Source organism: Pseudoxanthomonas sp. LjRoot125, from assembly GCF_964252705.1.
Taxonomy (GTDB): Bacteria; Pseudomonadota; Gammaproteobacteria; order Xanthomonadales; family Xanthomonadaceae; genus Pseudoxanthomonas_A.
This window is the reverse complement of the sequence record NZ_CAXUOY020000001.1, coordinates 2,969,553-2,985,399: the sequence shown is the minus strand read 5'-3', so window position 1 is coordinate 2,985,399 and position 15,847 is coordinate 2,969,553. Positions and strand designations below refer to the sequence as shown.

General features: G+C 68.7%; 19 protein-coding genes. 6 read left to right on the top strand and 13 right to left on the bottom strand.

What is annotated here, in order from left to right:
• Window positions 1-3: 3 nt before the first annotated feature.
• The 4 genes from ACSION_RS13900 to ACSION_RS13885 all read right to left on the bottom strand — a co-directional run bounded on the left by ACSION_RS13900 (window position 4) and on the right by ACSION_RS13885 (window position 3,648).
• Window positions 4-1,053, bottom strand: coding sequence for a class I SAM-dependent methyltransferase (locus ACSION_RS13900; RefSeq protein ID WP_435306373.1), 1,050 nt, complete (start codon window positions 1,051-1,053; stop codon window positions 4-6).
• Window positions 1,054-1,168: 115 nt separating this feature from the next.
• Complete coding sequence (locus ACSION_RS13895; RefSeq protein WP_093486842.1) at window positions 1,169-1,717, bottom strand: GNAT family N-acetyltransferase; 549 nt, start codon at window positions 1,715-1,717, stop codon at window positions 1,169-1,171.
• A gap of 55 nt (window positions 1,718-1,772) precedes the next feature.
• On the bottom strand, window positions 1,773-2,723 hold the full coding sequence (locus tag ACSION_RS13890; RefSeq protein ID WP_435306372.1) for a DUF808 domain-containing protein: 951 nt from the start codon (window positions 2,721-2,723) through the stop codon (window positions 1,773-1,775).
• Window positions 2,724-2,790: 67 nt separating this feature from the next.
• Window positions 2,791-3,648, bottom strand: a complete 858-nt coding sequence (locus ACSION_RS13885; protein WP_435306371.1) for a 23S rRNA (adenine(2030)-N(6))-methyltransferase RlmJ — start codon at window positions 3,646-3,648, stop codon at window positions 2,791-2,793.
• 25 nt (window positions 3,649-3,673) lie between these two features.
• On the opposite strand from ACSION_RS13885, the gene creB reads away from it, so the two are divergent.
• The 6 genes from creB to ACSION_RS13855 all read left to right on the top strand — a co-directional run bounded on the left by creB (window position 3,674) and on the right by ACSION_RS13855 (window position 9,364).
• Window positions 3,674-4,357, top strand: coding sequence for a two-component system response regulator CreB (creB, locus tag ACSION_RS13880; protein WP_435306370.1), 684 nt, complete (start codon window positions 3,674-3,676; stop codon window positions 4,355-4,357).
• 3 nt (window positions 4,358-4,360) lie between these two features.
• A complete protein-coding gene (gene creC / locus ACSION_RS13875) occupies window positions 4,361-5,800 on the top strand; it encodes a two-component system sensor histidine kinase CreC (protein WP_435306369.1) in 1,440 nt (479 codons plus the stop codon).
• 90 nt (window positions 5,801-5,890) lie between these two features.
• Window positions 5,891-7,261, top strand: coding sequence for a cell envelope integrity protein CreD (gene creD / locus ACSION_RS13870; RefSeq protein WP_435306368.1), 1,371 nt, complete (start codon window positions 5,891-5,893; stop codon window positions 7,259-7,261).
• Between the two features lie 81 nt (window positions 7,262-7,342).
• A complete protein-coding gene (locus tag ACSION_RS13865; RefSeq protein WP_435306367.1) occupies window positions 7,343-7,828 on the top strand; it encodes a hypothetical protein in 486 nt (161 codons plus the stop codon).
• A gap of 52 nt (window positions 7,829-7,880) precedes the next feature.
• Entirely contained in the window at window positions 7,881-8,486 is a 606-nt protein-coding gene (locus tag ACSION_RS13860) for a GNAT family N-acetyltransferase (RefSeq protein ID WP_435306366.1), read from the top strand.
• The gene (locus ACSION_RS13855; RefSeq protein ID WP_435306365.1) at window positions 8,483-9,364 is read left to right on the top strand and encodes a carbon-nitrogen hydrolase family protein; all 882 of its coding nucleotides are present in this window, start codon (window positions 8,483-8,485) and stop codon (window positions 9,362-9,364) included. The genes ACSION_RS13860 and ACSION_RS13855 overlap by 4 nt, the downstream gene beginning before the upstream one ends.
• Before the next feature lie 10 nt (window positions 9,365-9,374).
• Here the strand turns inward: ACSION_RS13855 and ACSION_RS13850 are convergent, their stop codons facing one another.
• The 9 genes from ACSION_RS13850 to ACSION_RS13810 form a co-directional block, all read right to left on the bottom strand.
• Complete coding sequence (locus ACSION_RS13850; RefSeq protein WP_435306364.1) at window positions 9,375-9,926, bottom strand: phosphatase PAP2 family protein; 552 nt, start codon at window positions 9,924-9,926, stop codon at window positions 9,375-9,377.
• Window positions 9,904-11,052 (bottom strand): glycosyltransferase family 4 protein, encoded by a 1,149-nt coding sequence (locus ACSION_RS13845; RefSeq protein WP_435306363.1) that lies wholly within the window; start codon window positions 11,050-11,052, stop codon window positions 9,904-9,906. Before ACSION_RS13845 ends, ACSION_RS13850 begins: the two co-directional genes overlap by 23 nt.
• Before the next feature lie 150 nt (window positions 11,053-11,202).
• Complete coding sequence (locus ACSION_RS13840) at window positions 11,203-11,571, bottom strand: MmcQ/YjbR family DNA-binding protein (protein WP_435306362.1); 369 nt, start codon at window positions 11,569-11,571, stop codon at window positions 11,203-11,205.
• A complete protein-coding gene (locus tag ACSION_RS13835) occupies window positions 11,571-11,993 on the bottom strand; it encodes a hypothetical protein (protein WP_435306361.1) in 423 nt (140 codons plus the stop codon). The genes ACSION_RS13840 and ACSION_RS13835 overlap by 1 nt, the downstream gene beginning before the upstream one ends.
• Before the next feature lie 115 nt (window positions 11,994-12,108).
• On the bottom strand, window positions 12,109-12,540 hold the full coding sequence (locus tag ACSION_RS13830; RefSeq protein WP_435306360.1) for a hypothetical protein: 432 nt from the start codon (window positions 12,538-12,540) through the stop codon (window positions 12,109-12,111).
• Between the two features lie 11 nt (window positions 12,541-12,551).
• Window positions 12,552-12,959 carry a YbjQ family protein gene (locus tag ACSION_RS13825; RefSeq protein WP_435306359.1) on the bottom strand — a complete coding sequence of 136 codons (408 nt, stop codon included), beginning with the start codon at window positions 12,957-12,959 and terminating at the stop codon, window positions 12,552-12,554.
• Between the two features lie 37 nt (window positions 12,960-12,996).
• The gene (locus ACSION_RS13820; RefSeq protein ID WP_435306358.1) at window positions 12,997-13,404 is read right to left on the bottom strand and encodes a DUF4259 domain-containing protein; all 408 of its coding nucleotides are present in this window, start codon (window positions 13,402-13,404) and stop codon (window positions 12,997-12,999) included.
• Window positions 13,405-13,535: 131 nt separating this feature from the next.
• On the bottom strand, window positions 13,536-14,504 hold the full coding sequence (locus ACSION_RS13815) for an aldo/keto reductase (protein ID WP_435306357.1): 969 nt from the start codon (window positions 14,502-14,504) through the stop codon (window positions 13,536-13,538).
• Between the two features lie 51 nt (window positions 14,505-14,555).
• Window positions 14,556-15,812, bottom strand: coding sequence for a sensor domain-containing phosphodiesterase (locus ACSION_RS13810; RefSeq protein WP_435306356.1), 1,257 nt, complete (start codon window positions 15,810-15,812; stop codon window positions 14,556-14,558).
• Window positions 15,813-15,847 lie beyond the last annotated feature (35 nt).

Below are 15,847 nucleotides of genomic sequence, written 5' to 3'. Positions count from 1 at the left end.
GGTTCAGGGGCGGGCTTCCAGTACCAGGTTGAACGGCGTTTGCGTCGCGCGCCGGAAACGCCCGAAGCCGCCTTCACTCATGATCGCCTGCAGGCGCGCCTGGCCGGCCTGCGCCCCGAGTGCCGGCCCATGGCGCGCCAGCGAGACCGGTACACAGATCTGCGACGACGCGCCGTAGTAGACGCGTCCCACCGGATTGAGGTTGTCCTGCACCGCGTCGCCGGCGAAGGGCTCCACCAGCAGGCAGTGGCCGTCGGGACGGAGCGCCTGGCGGGCGTGCCGGGCGGCGCCTACCGGGTCGCCCATGTCGTGCAGGCAATCGAAGAACGCCACCAGGTCGAGATCCTTGTCTTCGTAGCCGACCGCATCGGCCACGGCGAAGTGCGCGTTGCCGACGCCGGCCGCCCGCGCGCGCTCGTTGGCGGTTCGGATGGAGTCCGCGTGGTAGTCGTAGCCGATGAACTGCGAGCGGGGGAAGGCCTTCGCCATCAGCAGCGTGCTTGCCCCGTGCCCGCAGCCCACGTCGGCGACGCGGGCGCCCTGGGTGAGCTTGTCCACGGCGCCGTCGAGCGCAGGCAGCCATTCGGTCAGCAGATGCGCGTGGTAGCCCGCGCGGAAGAAGCGCTCCGTGCCATGGAACAGGCAGGCGTGGTGCTCGCCCCATTCCATGCCCTGGCCGGTCCGGAAGTTGTCGGTCGTGCGTTCCAGTGCGTGGAAGGCAGCTTCGACGATGTAGTAAGCGCCGGCCAGGTCGACCGGGCTGTCCGGGCTGGCCAGGCAGAGCCGCTGTGCGTCATCCAGGGCGTAGCGCCCGGTCGCGGCGTCGTAGGTGACGTAGCCGCCAGCGGCCTGGTTGGCCAGCCATTCGCGGATGTAGCGCTCGTGGGTGCGGGTGCGCTCGGCGAGTTCGGCGGGAGTGGCCGGGGATTCGGCGAGCGCGCGATACAGGCCGAGGCGGTCGCCGACCAGCATCAGCGTGGCGCTGATCGCAGCGCCCAGGTCGCCCACGGCGTGGCCAAGGAAAGCGTTGAGTCGATCTTCGGGGCTGTCCATGGAAGGCACCTTGCCGGACACGGCAAGGCCTGCCGCCAGCTCCCCGACGCGCAGGTTACGCCGGTGCGGTGGAGCGGAATGGCCGTTGATCGGAACAGCAGGCCGCGTCGCGGCCCTAGGGCTCTTCGTTGAGGTCCAGCACCACGCGCACCAGGCCCGCGTTGTCGGCCTCGCGCACGCGCTTGAAGCCCAGCGACTGGGCGAGCTGCAGCATCGGCTCGTTGCTGTCGAGCACGTCGCCATAGAGCCGGTCGAGCTTTTTCGAACGCGCCCACTTGGCCAGCTTGCGCATCAGGTGGCGGCCCAGGCCCTGGCCGGCGATGAAGTGGCTGACCAGGATCGCGAATTCGGCATCGCGCGTGCGCGCCACCAGCGAGGCGCGTGCGACGGCGCCCACCAACGCCTCGCCCGGCGGCAGCGGTTCGGCGGCGACGAGAGCGAACTCGGTGTTCGGGTCGGGGTGGGTCAGGCGCTGGGCCATGTCCGGCGTCAGTTCCTTCAGCGCGTACAAGAAGCGCTGGCGGATCTCTTCCGGCCCGAGCAGGCCGAAGGCGCCCTGGATGGGGCCGGCGTCCTCGGGGCGGATCGGGCGGATCAGCAGTTCGCGCCCGCTGGGCAGGCGGAAGTGTTCATGCCAGGGCGGCAGGCGTTTCGGCGCGGTCATGGGCGGATGCTCGCATGAAATCCGGAGGGGCGGCGAGGGCCGTCGGGCACGCGGTTCAGGCAGCGTGGCGTTTGCCGCGCAGGCGCTGGACGGCCGTGACCACGGCCAGGATGACCGCGCCGGCGACCACGCCCACGCCCGCGTTGAACAGGTTTTCCCACAACACGCCCCATCCGCCCTGCGTATACGGTGCGATGACGTGGTGGAGCGCCGGGATGCTGTGGACCAGGATGCCGCCGCCGACCAGGAACATGGCCGCGGTGCCGGCGATCGAGAGGAACTTCATCAGGTACGGCGCGCTGTAGAGGATGCCGCGGCCGAAGGCCCGCTTGAAGCGCGCCCAGCCGCTGTCGCGTGCGTCGGAGGTCAAGGCCAGGCCGGCGTCGTCCAGCTTCACGATGCCGCCCACCAGGCCGTACACGCCCACGGTCATGATCGCGGCGATGGCGACCAGCGTCAGCACCTGCTCCAGGAACGTGCGGCCGCCCAGCGTGCCGAGCGAGATCACGATGATCTCGGCCGACAGGATGAAGTCGGTGCGGATGGCGCCGCGGATCTTGTCCTTCTCGAACGCGACCATGTCGACCTTCGCGTCCTGCACCGCGGCCAGGCGCTCGGCATGCTGCTGCTCGTCCTCGCCCTTGTGCAGGAACTTGTGGGCCAGCTTCTCCACACCCTCGAAACAGAGGAAGGCGCCGCCGATCATCATCAGCGGCGTCACCAGCGGGATGTTGTAACCGCGCCCGTGCAGCCAGGTTTCCAGCGCGCTGATCGCCAGCGCCGCCGGTACCAGGATGGCCTTGTTGACGATCGAGCCCTTGGCCACCGCCCACACCACCGGCAACTCGCGGTCGGCCTTCACGCCGGTGACCTGCTGGGCGTTGAGCGCCAGGTCGTCGCCGAGCACGCCCGCCGTCTTCTTCGCGGCCACCTTCGTCATCACGGACACGTCGTCCAGCAGGGTGGCGATGTCGTCGATCAGGGCGAACAGGCTGGATCCGGCCATGGAGAAGGTCTGTGTCGTCGTGGGAAGGGGCCGATTCTCGCACAGGCCCGTGGCGATGCCGTGCGCGTCAGCTCGCCGCGCGCAGCCACTCCAATCGATGGCTGGCCCCGGTCTCGCCCAGGCTCGCGGCCAGCACCGGCAGGACCGGCGCCAATGCTTCGTCCAACTGCCACGGGGGATTGATGACCAGCATGCCGCTGCCATTGAGGCGCAGCGGCGAGTCGTCCGGGCGCACCTGCAATTCGGCCACGAAGGCGCCCTTGGAGGGCAGCGCCGCCATCTTGCGGAAGAACGGCAGCAGGCTGCGGCGTTGCTTGATCGGGTACCAGACGGCATAAGTCGCCGCGGGCCACCGTTCCAGCGCATCGCGCAGCGCCGCAGTGATGGCGGGGTATTCGGCATCCTGCGCTTCGTAAGGCGGATCGACCAGCACCAGGCCGCGCGCGATCCTCTGGTTGCCCGCACGCGGAGGCAGCAGCGCCTTCATCGCCGCATAGCCATCGCGCGCATGCACGGCGACGCGGTCGTCATGGTCGAACACCGCCTTCAGTGCCGCGGCTTCCTCCGGCTGCAGTTCGCAGGCGGCCAAGCGGTCCTGCGCGCGCATCGCCTGGGCGACCAGCAGCGGCGAGCCCGGGTAGGCGACCAGCGCGCCGACCGGGTTGTTGGCTTGCACCGCGCGCAGGTAGCGTTCGGCCAGCTCCGGCAGGCGGGGCACGCCGGCCAGCTTGAACACGCCCTCGTCCGCTTCGGAGATCTTGCGGCTTTCCGCCCCGCCCAGCAGGTAATGGCCACGGCCAGCATGCGTGTCCAGCACGAAGAACGGCGCGTCCTTTCGCTTCAGCGCATCCACCATCGCCAGCAGGACGAGGTGCTTGAGGACGTCGGCGTGGTTGCCGGCGTGGAAAGCGTGGCGGTAATTCATGGCGCGCAGCATATATGCTTGCGCCATGCCGCGCGTATTGATTGCCGAAGACGAAACCGCCATCGCCGATGCCGTGCTGTATGCGCTGCGCAGCGAAGGCCTGGAGGCCGACCACTGCCTGCTCGGCCGCGAGGTCGCCCCGCGCGTGCGCGCCGGTGGCGTGGACGTGGTGGTGCTGGACGTGGGCCTGCCGGATGTCAGCGGCTTCGATGTCTGCCGCGAGCTGCGCGGCTTCAGCGACGTGCCGGTGATCTTCCTCACCGCCCGCAATGACGAGATCGACCGTGTGCTCGGCCTGGAGCTGGGCGCCGACGACTACGTCACCAAGCCGTTCTCGCCGCGCGAGCTGGTCGCCCGCGTGCGGGCGCGCCTGCGCCGGGCAGGGGGCAGTGCGCCGCAGGCGGCGGGCGAGTGGGTCACGCGGGGGGTCTTTGCCATCGACCGCGAAGGCCACCGCATCCGCTTCCGCCAGCAGTTGCTCGACCTGACCCGCTATGAGTACGCCGTGCTCGATGCGCTGCTGCAGCGTCCCGGCGCCATCCTGACGCGTGCCCAGCTGATGGACCGCGGTTGGGACAGCGATGCCGACAGTGCCGACCGCACCGTCGATACGCACGTGAAGACGCTGCGCGCGAAACTGCGTGCGGCCGGCGCCGACCCCGACCCGATCCGCACCCACCGCGGCCTGGGTTACGCCGTCGAGGCCTGACCGGTGCGGCTCGGGCTCAAGCTCGTCCTCGGCTTCTTCCTCATCGTCGGCATCGCCGCGTTTTTCGTGATGCGCGTGTTCGTCAACGAGGTGAAGCCCGGCGTGCGCCAGGCGATGGAATCCACCCTGGTCGATGCCGCGAACCTGCTGGCCGAAGTGGCCGCCGACGATCTCAAGGCCGGACGCATCGCCGACGGTGCGTTCGCGCGCCACGTGGCGCTGGCGCAGAAGCGCGATCCGAAAGCCTGGGTGTGGCGCTTCCAGAAGCGCACCGTGGACTACCGGGTCACGGTCACCGACGCCCGCGGCACCGTGGTGTTCGATTCGCAGGGGCGCGACGTCGGGCGCGACAACTCGCGCTGGAACGATGTCTATCGCACCCTGCGCGGCGAGTACGGTGCGCGTTCCAGCGCGGAGATCCCTGGGGACACCGCGCACACGGTGATGCATGTGGCCGCACCGATCTACGACCCGGGCGACCGCAGCGCTTTGCTCGGTGTGCTGACACTGTCGCAACCCAACCGCAGCATCGAGCCGTTCATCGTCGCCAGCCAGCGCAGCATCCTGCTGCGCGGCGCATGGCTGATCGGGATCTCCGCGCTGATCGGCGTGCTGATGACATGGTGGCTGGTGCGCGGTATCGGTGGGCTCAACCGCTACGCGCAGGCGGTCAGTGCCGGTGAGCCGGTGCCACCGCCGCGTCCGCGCGCCGACGAGATCGGCGACCTCGGTCGCGCGCTGGAGACGATGCGTCGCAAGCTGGCCGGCAAGGCGTACGTGGAGCAGTACGTGCAGTCGCTGACCCACGAGATGAAGAGCCCGCTGGCCGCCATCCGCGGCGCCGCCGAGCTGTTGCAGGAACCCTTGCCGGAAGCGGACCGCGAACGCTTCGCCCGCAACATCCAGGCGCAGGAGCAGCGGCTCACCGAAACCATCGACAAGCTGCTGGCGCTCGCGGAAGTCGAGCAGCACGGCTGGCTGCAGCGCCGCGAACGCGTGGATGCCGCCACGCTGGCGGACGAGGTCGTGCAGGCGGTGGACGACCGATTGACGCCTCGCGGCGTGCAGGTCGTCAAAGCGCCGGTACAGGGAACCTGGGCGGTGGAAGGCGACGGCTTCCTGTTGCGCCGCGCGCTGGGCAACCTGCTGGACAACGCCATCGCCTTCTCGCCGGCGGGCGCTGTCGTCGAACTCGCCGTCGAGTCCGACGCGGACCAGGTGCGCTTCATCGTGCGCGACCGCGGTCCGGGCGTGCCGGACTACGCGCACGAGCGCGTGTTCGAGCGATTCTATTCGTTGCCACGCCCCGACAACGGCCAGCGCAGTTCCGGCCTGGGCCTTCCATTCGTGCGCGAGGTGATGCGCCTGCACGGCGGCGAAGCCATGCTGCACAACCGGCCTGACGGCGGCGCCGAAGCCGTCCTCTCGCTGCCGGCGGTCTGAGGCCGCACTTCACACAGCCTTCAAACAGGCTTCCGGCCCGTTGCACACGGACGCCGGACGATGCACCGCGTATCCAACCGGGGCATCGACATGAAGTCACTGAAATTGCTGTTGCGTTTCCTCACCATCGGCGGGCTGGTTCTGCTGCTGCTCATCCCCCTGATGATGATCCGGGGCACCATCCAGGAGCGCGAGGCCTACCGTCACCAGGCCGTCGAGCGCGTCATCGAAGGCACCGCCGGCAAGCAGCGCGTGACCGGACCCATCAGGGTCGTGCCGTGGACGGAGGTCCGTCGTACCGAATGGCTGGACGACAAGGGCATCAAGCGGTTGCGGGAAGAAAAGACCACCGGCCACCTGCTGCAGATGCCGAAGACGCTGGGCGTCACCGGCCGCCTCGCGCCATCGGAGCGTGCCGTGGGCTTGTACAAGGTGCGGGTGTACGAGTGGCACGCCGACCTCGAGGCCACCTTCGAGCCCGCTTTGCCGGGACCTGCGGCGACCGGGTCGGAGCGCCAGTACGGCACGCCGTATCTCGTGTTCGGCATTTCCGACGTGCGCGGCGTCGCCGGCACGCCTGAGCTGAGGGTGGATGGCGCGACGCTGCCGCTGAAGTCCGGCACCGGCTATCTCGGTGCGCGCCTGGATGGCATCCATGCCGAGTTGCCGGCGGTCGCGGCGGGTCGGGTGGCGGGCCAACGGGTGGTGATGAAGTTGCTGCTCAAGGGCACCGAATCGCTGTCGGTCGTACCGCTGGGCGACAACAACGATATCCGCATCAAATCCAACTGGCCGCATCCGAAGTTCGAGGGTTATTCGCCCAGCAGCGAAGTCAGCGGTTCCGGCTTCAACGCCACCTGGAAGATCTCCTCGCTGGCCAGCAACGCGCAGAAGCAACTGCGCGGCGAGGACGGCCAGGATGCGCGCGCCGACCGCATCGTCGACGGGCGCGTGCTGGCGGCCCCGCTCAGCAGCAGCGTCGATGCGCTGCACGTCAGCCTGGTCGATCCGATCGACGTCTACACGCAGGCCGACCGTGCCAGCAAGTACGGCATCCTGTTCGTGGTGCTGACCTTCGTCGGCTTCGCCTTGTTCGAACTGATCAAGCGACTGCCGATCCATCCGCTGCAGTACCTGCTGGTCGGCCTGGCGCTGGCGATCTTCTTCCTGCTGCTGCTGAGCCTGTCCGAGCACATCGCCTTCTGGCAGGCCTACCTGGTGTCGGCGGCGGCGTGCATCGGCTTGCAGTTCGTCTATCTGTCGGGCGTGCTCCAGAGTTGGCTGCGCGCGGCGGGCTTCGCCACGATGCTGACCTTGCTGTACGGCGTGCTCTACGGGTTGCTGGTCTCCGAAGACAACGCGTTGCTGATGGGTTCGCTGCTGCTGTTCGGCATCCTCGCCGTGATCATGTGGGTGACCCGCAAGGTGGACTGGTATGCGCTCGGCACGGAACTGCGCTGACCCATGGCGCAGGGCGCACGCCGCTCACGGGGGAAGGTCGCGCTTGCGGCCTTCCTCCTCGTGCTCGCAGCAGGCTGGACCATGAATCGCGTCCGCCTTTACCACCGCGCGCAGCAACTGCTGCCGTCGGTGATCGAAACCTCAGGCTTGCAGCGCTTCGCGATGACGCCGGGCCAACTGCAATGCCTGCTGTTCGGACTGCTGTTGCGCTGTGAATCGCAGGGTGCCGTGGTGATGGAGCTGTCCGATCCCGCGGCGGCCGCGATCCAGCGCGACGGGCTGGCGTACTTCGAAGGTGCGACCACCTCGCGTGGCGTGCTGTCCTCGCGCGGACCGACGCACTACGAAGCCTGGCAGCCGTCTCCGCTGCCGGTGACGTGGAGCAGATGGGACGACAGCTCGGGCCTGTGGCCCGGCGTCGCCCATGCGGACATCGGCAATGGCATGCGCGGCAGGCTGCGCGCCGCGTGGCGGGAGGGTGCGTACTACACCCGCGATACCCGCGGCGGCGCGTGGCTGGTGGTGCTGCCCACCGAGCGCCTCATCGTCTACAGCTGGTGGGACTGAGCATCCCCGTCATTGCCTCGCCCCGGCCGATGGCGTGCGTTAGAGTTCAAGGATGGATCCTGCGCACACCATCGGCCTCTTTCGCGGGGCGGAGATCACGCCCTGGCTGGACGATGTCGCACGCCTGCGCGTGGCGGTGTTCCGCGATTGGCCTTATCTGTACGAAGGCGACTTCGATTTCGAGCGCGACTATCTGGATGCCTATGTCCGGTCGGCCGACAGCCTGTTCGTGCTGGCGATGGAGGCGGGGCAGGTGGTCGGTGCGTCCACCGGACTTCCGCTGATGGACGACACGGACGCCTTCCGCCAGCCGTTCCTGGACGGCGCCATCGATCCGGAGGACGTCTTCTACTTCGGCGAATCCGTCCTGTTGCCGGCGTATCGCGGGCGTGGCATCGGTCATGCCTTCTTCGATCATCGCGAAGCGCATGCGCGTGCGCTGGGTCGCTTCGCGTGGACCGCGTTCTGCGCCGTCGATCGCGATGACGGCGATGCACGCAAGCCGGCAGGGCATCGCGACAATGATCTGTTCTGGACCAAGCGCGGCTACGCGCGGCGCCCGGGCATGACGATGCGGCTGCCGTGGGACGAGATCGGCCACGGCGAGATCGACCATGCGCTGACGTTCTGGTTGCGCCCGCTGGAGACGGCACGATGAAAGTCGCGGTAGCGAAGTATCCGATCCAGGCGCCCGGCGATTTCGCCGCGTTCGCCGAACGCCAGGCGTCCGTGCTGGGCGAGGCTGCCGCGCAAGGCGCACGCGTCGCGGTGCTGCCCGAGTATCTGTCGCTGGAACTGGCCGCCACCTTCGAAGCCGACACGCAGGCCGACCTGCACGCCTCGCTGGCCGCGATCCAGCGCTACCGCGACGACTGGCTGGCGTTGTACGCGCGGCTGGCGACGTCGCTGGACATGTACATCGTGGCCGGCACCTTCCTGGTGGCGCAGGGCGATGGCCGCTACCGCAATCGTTGCGATGTGTTCACGCCACAGGGCGCCCACCTCTGGCAGGACAAGTTGCAGCTCACCGGGTTCGAGAAAGGCCTTGCCGTCATCGACGGCGGCGATGCGTTGAAGGTGTTCGACCTGGATGGCGTGCGCACCGGCGTGGCCGTCTGCTACGACAGCGAATTCCCGCTGCCGGTGCGTGCGCAGGCCGAAGCCGGTGCGCGCCTGCTGCTGGTTCCCAGCTGCACCGATACCGAGGCCGGCGCGACCCGCGTGCGCGTGGGATGCCTCGCGCGGGCGCTGGAGAACCGCGTGTTCGTGGCGCAGTCGGTGACGGCGGGCGAGGCGGCGTGGAGTCCGGCGCTCGACATCAACACCGGCGAGGCCGCGATCTTCGCGCCGATGGATCGTGGATTGCCTGCCGATGGCATCGTCGCGCAGACCTCGGGCGATGAGGTGTGGGTGTTCGCCGATCTCGATCTCGACGCACTGGAGCGCAGCCGCGGCGACGCGCAGGTGGCGAACGACCGGGACTGGGCGGGCCAGCTGCAACCCGCGATCACGCGCGCCCGGATGGAAAAGCCCTGACGCCTCTCCATTACCCCAGCAAGCTGACGCCGGGCACCAGCCAGATCGACAGTCCCGCCAGGGCTGTGCCGATCACGGTCGCGGCGAGCACGTCGCTGGGATAGTGCAGGCCGAGCACCACGCGCGAGGCTGCCACGCAGCCGGCGAAGGGGATCAGCAGCGGCGCCAGCGCCGGATAGTGGGCAAGCGCCACGAGCGTGAAGGCCACCGCGTGCAGGGTGTGCCCGGACGGGAAACTGAATTCGTCCAGCGGCGCGATCCAGGCGCGGATGCGTACGTCCGAGGCGAAAGGGCGCGGCCGCCGCGTCCAGTGCTTGAGCAGCTTGTACAGCGTCAGCGCGATCACCCCGGTAGCGGCCAGGTGCGCGGAGGCGGCCAGGCCGTCCAGGCCATCGGCCACGATCAGCGCGGCCATCAGCACATACCAGAACACCCCATCGCCGAGTCGGCTGATGATGGCGAAGAAGCGGCGCACGCCACTCCATTCGCCCCAGCGGTTCGCACGCAGGCACCAGCCGGTATCCCGGCCCATGAAGGCATTACGCGGCAGCAGCGGACGCATGGTGGCTTCTCCGGGTGTGGGCGAGATCGGTGAGCAGGTCATCGAAGTCAGCCGCGACCTGCTCGGGGCGAAGCGCGCGCATCGCGACCGCGGCGGCTTCGCCCATCGTGCGACGCAGCGCGGGGTCGGCGGCCAGCCGCTGCGCCGCGGCCAGGAAGGCTTCGTCGTCATCGACGGCCGCACCGTGGACGCCATCGACCAGGTGCTCGCGCGCGGCGCCGTAGTTGAACGCCACCGTCGGCACGCCGCTCGCCATTGCTTCCAGGGTGACGTTGCCGAAGGTTTCGCTGTGGCTGGAAAACAGGAACAGGTCGCCGCTGGCGAAGTGCCGTGCCAGCGTTTCGCCGCGCTGCACGCCACAGAAGATGAAATCCGGATGCTCCTGCGCCAGCCGTTCGCGCACCGGTCCGTCGCCCACCCAGACGAACTTTGCCGTCGGGTGTTGCCGCCGGATAGCATCGAACGCGCGGATCGACAGATCGAGGTTCTTCTCCGCGGCAATGCGGCCCACGTAGATCACCGCCAGGTCATCCGGCTGCAGGCCCCATTGGGCGCGCAATGCGTCGTCGCGCCGCGCCGGGCTGAAATGCTGGGCGTCCACGGCCCGCGCCAACCGCTTCACCTGGTGGAAGCCCTGCGACTGCAGGAAGTCCGCCAGTTCGCGCGTCGGTACCAGGGTCGCCTGCGCGCCATTGTGGAAGCGGCGCATCCAGCGCAGCGCGGTATGTTCCAGGAAGCGCGCGCCGTAGTCGCGCATGTACTCGTCGAAGCGCGTATGGAACCCGGTGGCCACCGGGATGCCCAGGCGGCGCGCGGCGCGCACGGCCGACCACCCGAGAGGGCCTTCCGTGGCCACGTAGATCGCGTCCGGCGGGGAATCCTTCCACAGCGCTACCAGGCGCCGGGTGGCCGGCAGGCCGAACTTCAGGCCCGGGTAGCGGGGCAGGCTGGCGCCGCGCACCAGCAGCGTGTCGTCCGCCGCGATCGCGGTGTCGGTCGCCTGCTTCGGCCGCACCAACGAGACCGCATGCCCGCGCTGGCGCAGGCCGGTTTCCAGTCCCTGCACGGTGAGGGCCACACCGTTGACTTCCGGCGGGTACGTCTCGGTGACGATGGCAAAGCGCATGCGCAGCTCCACGTTTTGCGCATGCTGGGGCCGGCAGGTGTCGCGGGTGTTTCGGTTTGGTGACCGCAGGATGACGGCGTGTGCGGCGGCATGTTCACCCGATGCCGTCGGGGCACGTCCGTCGCCGATCTCGTCACTGTCTCGGCGCGCTCAGCGTGCCGAGCGCTTGCGAGGTGGTCCGGCATCCTTGCGCACGCGGGTCTCGTAGGCCTTCAGCACCAGCGCCTTGACGACCGCAGGCGTAGCACGGGCCAGGTCCACGCGCAGTCCCAGCACCTTGCTGCCCCAGAACAGCTTCTCGACGAACGCGGGGTGCATCGCCAGCGCCTGCTCGCGGTCTTCTTCACCGACGAACACGTGCAGGTGCGTCTCCTCCGGCGGAATCGTCACGAAGATCTTGCCGCGCACGCGGAACGACGAATAAGTGTGGTGCGGCTCCTCGGTCACCGCCTCGAGCGACAGCGCATGCGCGCGAACATCGGCCAGTTTCATGGTCTCAAGCCCGCGCTTGCCGGACATCAGGTCGCCTGTGGTTTCCGCGACGCCAGCCGATGCCCCAGCCATGCCATCGGCAGGTAGGCGAAAACGAGGTCCACGACGGTGAACCAGAGCGGCGAGGGCAGCATGGCGACGGCGGCGATGCCGCCGATCAGGAAGAGCGCGCCGACGACCCATGCGGGGCCGCAGGTCCGGCCGGGCGTCGCCAGTGTCGCAACGAACGCGCCGACCAGCGTGCCCACGGCATGGGCCAGGAACGGGAACAGGAAGTGCTTCGGCTCGAACAGCGGCATCGCCGCCTTCAGGCCTTCGGTTGTGGTGGTGTCGACGCCGGCCGGCGGCGGGATCACGTGGCCGCTGAGCATGACCAGTGCCATGTTGACGATGCTGCCCACGAACAGCCCGGCGATGACGGCCAGGATCAAACGGAACACACGCTTCATGACAACCTCCGGCAAGGATGCGAGGGACTGCCCGTCGGCGTGGGGCCGGCCGTGACTGCGAGCGACTATAGCGGAGCGCTCGTTCAGGCGCCTCCTGAGGGTTTCGTTGGGATCCTCACCACGCAAACCCTTCCTTCCAGTCGTTTCGGGGCAGCCACGTGGTCTGGTCGGGCGTTGCGGCATCGATCCGGCCGGCCGCCACGCTGCGGGCCACCGTCGGTTCGATGTCCGCGAAACGGGCCGCGCGCGCGCCGATGCCGGCGCCGATCAGGTTGTTGTGGATGTCCATCTGGTTGGACCGTTTGCCGCGCCGTTCCATCACGCCGTTCACCAGGTCGATGGCGCGCGGGTCGAGCGTGTAGGCCACGACCGCGCTGGCGAGGGTGTGCCGGTACGCATCCAGTGGGCCATGGCGGCCGCCCGGCAGCGGGCTCTGCAGCACGTGGGACCAGGTGTAGATCAGGACGAAGGCGGGGTAAGCCGCCAGGACCAGCGCGACCAGCGCGAGCCTGCGCCACCGCGGGCGCTTGCGTTTCGATGGTGTCATCGCGAACAGGATCAATGGTCGGTGGGTTCGACCACCACCGCCGTGCCGTAGCACAGCACCTCGGTGAGGCCGGCCATCACGTCGGTGGCGTCGTAGCGCACGGCGACGATCGCGTTGGCGCCCAGTTGCCGGGCGTGCTGCAGCATGTCGCGGTAGGTCTCGTCGCGGGCCTGTTCGCAGAGTTCGGTGTAGATGGTGATGTTGCCGCCGAACAACGACTGCAAGCCGCCAAGGAAATTGCCCACGATCGACCGCGATCGCACGGTGATGCCGCGCACCATGCCCAGGTTGCGGCGGATGCGGTAGCCCGGCAGTTCCAGCGCCGTGGTCACCATCGCATCGTTGAGGGACAACACGGCGCCATGGGGCGCGGTGGGCGAGGGGGTGTAGGCGGACGACGAGTTGTACGGGTCGGTCACGGCAGTTCCTGGGGCGGTTTCGGAAAGGGAGTAGGTGTCAGGCGCGCAGATGCTGGCCCAGCTCGATGACGCTGGCCTGCCACTCATGGAAATCGTCGGTGTCTTCCCACAGCTCCCGGAGTTCGGAGTGTTCGGCCAGGATGCGGGCAAGCGCGTCGCGCGCCTGGGTGGCGAGCGCGACATCGATGGTGGGGCGGATGCTCGCCAACCACTCGGCCAGGCCATCTTCCCGCTGTGCGGCTGGCGTGGGGCGCCCCTGCGCCGCGGCCACGATCTCCGCGGCCACGATGGCCACCGTGGCATCGGGCGCTTCCACGTACTCGGTGGAGGTCAGCACGTTGTCGAACACCTCACCGAGCAACGACAGGTCGCCGCTCTTCAATGCGTCGATCATGAAATCCGCTGCGTCGTCGTTCTCGAACGAGCCGATGCCCCAGGTGCCCATGCGCTCTCCAGTGGATTGTCGTCGGTTGGTTCTCGTCACCCGTACGGGCGTCCATCAAGATAGCGGAAGCGGTAGATCTTGCCGTTGAAGTCATTCGCCTCGATGTGCATCGGCACAAGGGGTAGCAATGCTCACGGCACCCGCGCCCCACGCGCCGCAGTGAACAGCGCATACCACTCCTCGCGCGAGAGCTGCACCGTATCCGCCGCGGCGCAGGCCACCAGCCGCACCGGGTCGGTGGTGCCGACGATGGGCTGCAGGCCGGCGGGATGGCGCAGCAGCCAGGCGAGCTGGATCGCTTCCGGCGCCACGCCCTTCGCCTCGGCCAGTTGGCGCAGCAGCGTCGAGGTCTCGCGGATCACCGGGTCGGAGAACTCGGAGGTGGTGGCCAGTTTGCCGCCGGCCAGCGGCGACCACGCCTGTACGCGGATGTCATGCAGACGCGCGTGGTCCAGCGTACCGGCAGCCGAGGCATAGGCATGGCCGGTGGTGTTGGCGACCACGCCCTCGTCGATCAGTGGCAGGTGCAGCAGGCTGATTTCCACCTGGTTCGCCACCAGCCGCTGCCGCACATGGCGGCGCAGCAGATCGATCTGGCCGGGCGTGTGGTTGCTGACACCGAAGTGCCGCACCTTGCCGCTGGCATGCAGCGCATCGAATGCGCGCGCCACCTCCTCCGGTTCGACCAGCGCATCGGGGCGGTGCAGCAGCAGCACGTCGAGATGCTCCACGCCCAGGCGCGCAAGGCTGCCCTCCACCGACGCCACGATGTGCGCGTGACTGAAGTCGTAGCGGCCCGGGGTGCCGGGCGGATCGTCGGCGAAGCGGATGCCGCACTTCGATTGCAACACCATCTTTGCGCGGAGGGCGGGCGAGCCGCGCAGCACGTCGCCGAAGACCTGCTCGGATTTTCCGCGGGCATAGATGTCCGCATGGTCGAACAGGGTGATGCCATGGGCCAGCGCGGTTTCGACCAGCCGTTGCGCGTTGCGGCGCTCATCCGCCGTGATCGGCGAGGCGTCCCAGGCACGGCTCAGGTGCATGCAGCCGTAGCCGATGCGGGACGTAGCGAGACCCTCGGCGAGGGAGTAGGTTTTCATCGGCGGCACGCGCAGGACGGAGCCGGCATCATGCCAGAGCGTCGCGGCGCATCAGCCGCGCGGACGTTCGGCGGCGAGCATCTGCGCGAGGACGTCGGCGTCCGCGGGGCGCGCAAGGTGGTAGCCCTGCACATCGTCCACCCCGAGCGCCTGCAGGGCCGCCAGTTCGGAGGCCGTCTCCACGCCTTCGGCGACCACGTGCGATTGGGTCTGCCGTGCGAACTCGATCAGCGCCGCCGCCAGCGCTCGGCGCGGCGAATCGGTGTCGATGTCGCGGGTCAGGCTGAGGTCCAGCTTGATGATGTCCGGATGGATCGCCAGCACGTGCCGCATGCTCGCGTAGCCCGCGCCAGCGTCGTCCACGGCCACGCGCACGCCGGCTTCGCGCAGCGGCGCCAGGCGCTTGTTGAGCAATCCGTAGTCGTCCACCAGCGAGTGCTCGGTGATCTCCAGCACCACGCGGTGCGGGTCGAGATCGTCGATATAGCCGTCGATGCCGCCGCTGATGATCGTCTGCGGCGACACGTTGAGCGCCACATAGAAATCGCCCTGCATCTGACGCAGGCCGTCCAGCGCAGACAAGATGGCGTTGAGCTCGAGGCGCACGCCGAGGCCGATCTCGCGCGCCTCGGCGAACCACACGTCGGGCGTGCGCTGCGGTTCCAGCCTGAAGCGCGACAGGCATTCGACGCCGACGATGCGGCGTTCGCTGCTGCGGTAGATGGGCTGGTAGACCACGTGCGGCTGGCCCATTTCCAGCACCGCGGTGATGCGCGCGACTTTTTCCTCGTGCGCCTGCACGGCATCGAGGTCGCCGTCGATCTGGTAGGCCAGCAGGTCGGCGAAGGCCCGCATCATGTGCAGGTCGCGCTGGCTGAGCGACAGGTTGGCGGCCAGGCTGAAGCAACAGAACGTGCCGTACACGCGACCATCGCGCAGTTGGATGGGCACGCTGAGATGGGCGCCGATGGGCACCAGTGCGGTTTCGGGGATGTGCTCCAGCGACGGCACGGCGGCGGTATCGGGGATCAGCTGCGGGATCTGTCCCTCGACCACGCGCATGCAATAGCCCTCTTCGAGCGGGCTCGAATCACCCGGACGGATGGGGGCGGGGTCCAGCCGGCTGGCGACGTGGCGGAAGACGCGGTCGCGGCCGTTGAACTCGGAGACGAAGGCCACGTCCATGTCGAGGTGGCGGCGGACGGCATCCAGCATGCGGTCCACGTTGCGGCCGATGGCGGCGGCGCCGGGGCCGCCGTCCAGCCATGCATCGGACAACAGCTCGTCGTGGATTCTTCGATCGATCAAGGCTTCCTCCTGAAGACAGGCGTACGACGAAGTGG

Coding starts and splice junctions, on each gene's coding strand:
- ACSION_RS13855 (WP_435306365.1), top strand. CDS start 8,483: ATGAAAGTCGCGGTAGCGAAGTATCCGATCCAGGCGCCCGGCGATTTC.
- ACSION_RS13890 (WP_435306372.1), bottom strand. CDS start 2,723: ATGGCCGGATCCAGCCTGTTCGCCCTGATCGACGACATCGCCACCCTG.
- ACSION_RS13860 (WP_435306366.1), top strand. CDS start 7,881: ATGGATCCTGCGCACACCATCGGCCTCTTTCGCGGGGCGGAGATCACG.
- creB (WP_435306370.1), top strand. CDS start 3,674: ATGCCGCGCGTATTGATTGCCGAAGACGAAACCGCCATCGCCGATGCC.
- ACSION_RS13830 (WP_435306360.1), bottom strand. CDS start 12,540: ATGACACCATCGAAACGCAAGCGCCCGCGGTGGCGCAGGCTCGCGCTG.
- ACSION_RS13840 (WP_435306362.1), bottom strand. CDS start 11,571: ATGTCCGGCAAGCGCGGGCTTGAGACCATGAAACTGGCCGATGTTCGC.
- ACSION_RS13835 (WP_435306361.1), bottom strand. CDS start 11,993: ATGAAGCGTGTGTTCCGTTTGATCCTGGCCGTCATCGCCGGGCTGTTC.
- ACSION_RS13850 (WP_435306364.1), bottom strand. CDS start 9,926: ATGCGTCCGCTGCTGCCGCGTAATGCCTTCATGGGCCGGGATACCGGC.
- ACSION_RS13865 (WP_435306367.1), top strand. CDS start 7,343: ATGAATCGCGTCCGCCTTTACCACCGCGCGCAGCAACTGCTGCCGTCG.
- creD (WP_435306368.1), top strand. CDS start 5,891: ATGAAGTCACTGAAATTGCTGTTGCGTTTCCTCACCATCGGCGGGCTG.
- ACSION_RS13845 (WP_435306363.1), bottom strand. CDS start 11,052: ATGCGCTTTGCCATCGTCACCGAGACGTACCCGCCGGAAGTCAACGGT.
- ACSION_RS13815 (WP_435306357.1), bottom strand. CDS start 14,504: ATGAAAACCTACTCCCTCGCCGAGGGTCTCGCTACGTCCCGCATCGGC.
- ACSION_RS13885 (WP_435306371.1), bottom strand. CDS start 3,648: ATGAATTACCGCCACGCTTTCCACGCCGGCAACCACGCCGACGTCCTC.
- ACSION_RS13895 (WP_093486842.1), bottom strand. CDS start 1,717: ATGACCGCGCCGAAACGCCTGCCGCCCTGGCATGAACACTTCCGCCTG.
- ACSION_RS13900 (WP_435306373.1), bottom strand. CDS start 1,053: ATGGACAGCCCCGAAGATCGACTCAACGCTTTCCTTGGCCACGCCGTG.
- ACSION_RS13820 (WP_435306358.1), bottom strand. CDS start 13,404: ATGGGCACCTGGGGCATCGGCTCGTTCGAGAACGACGACGCAGCGGAT.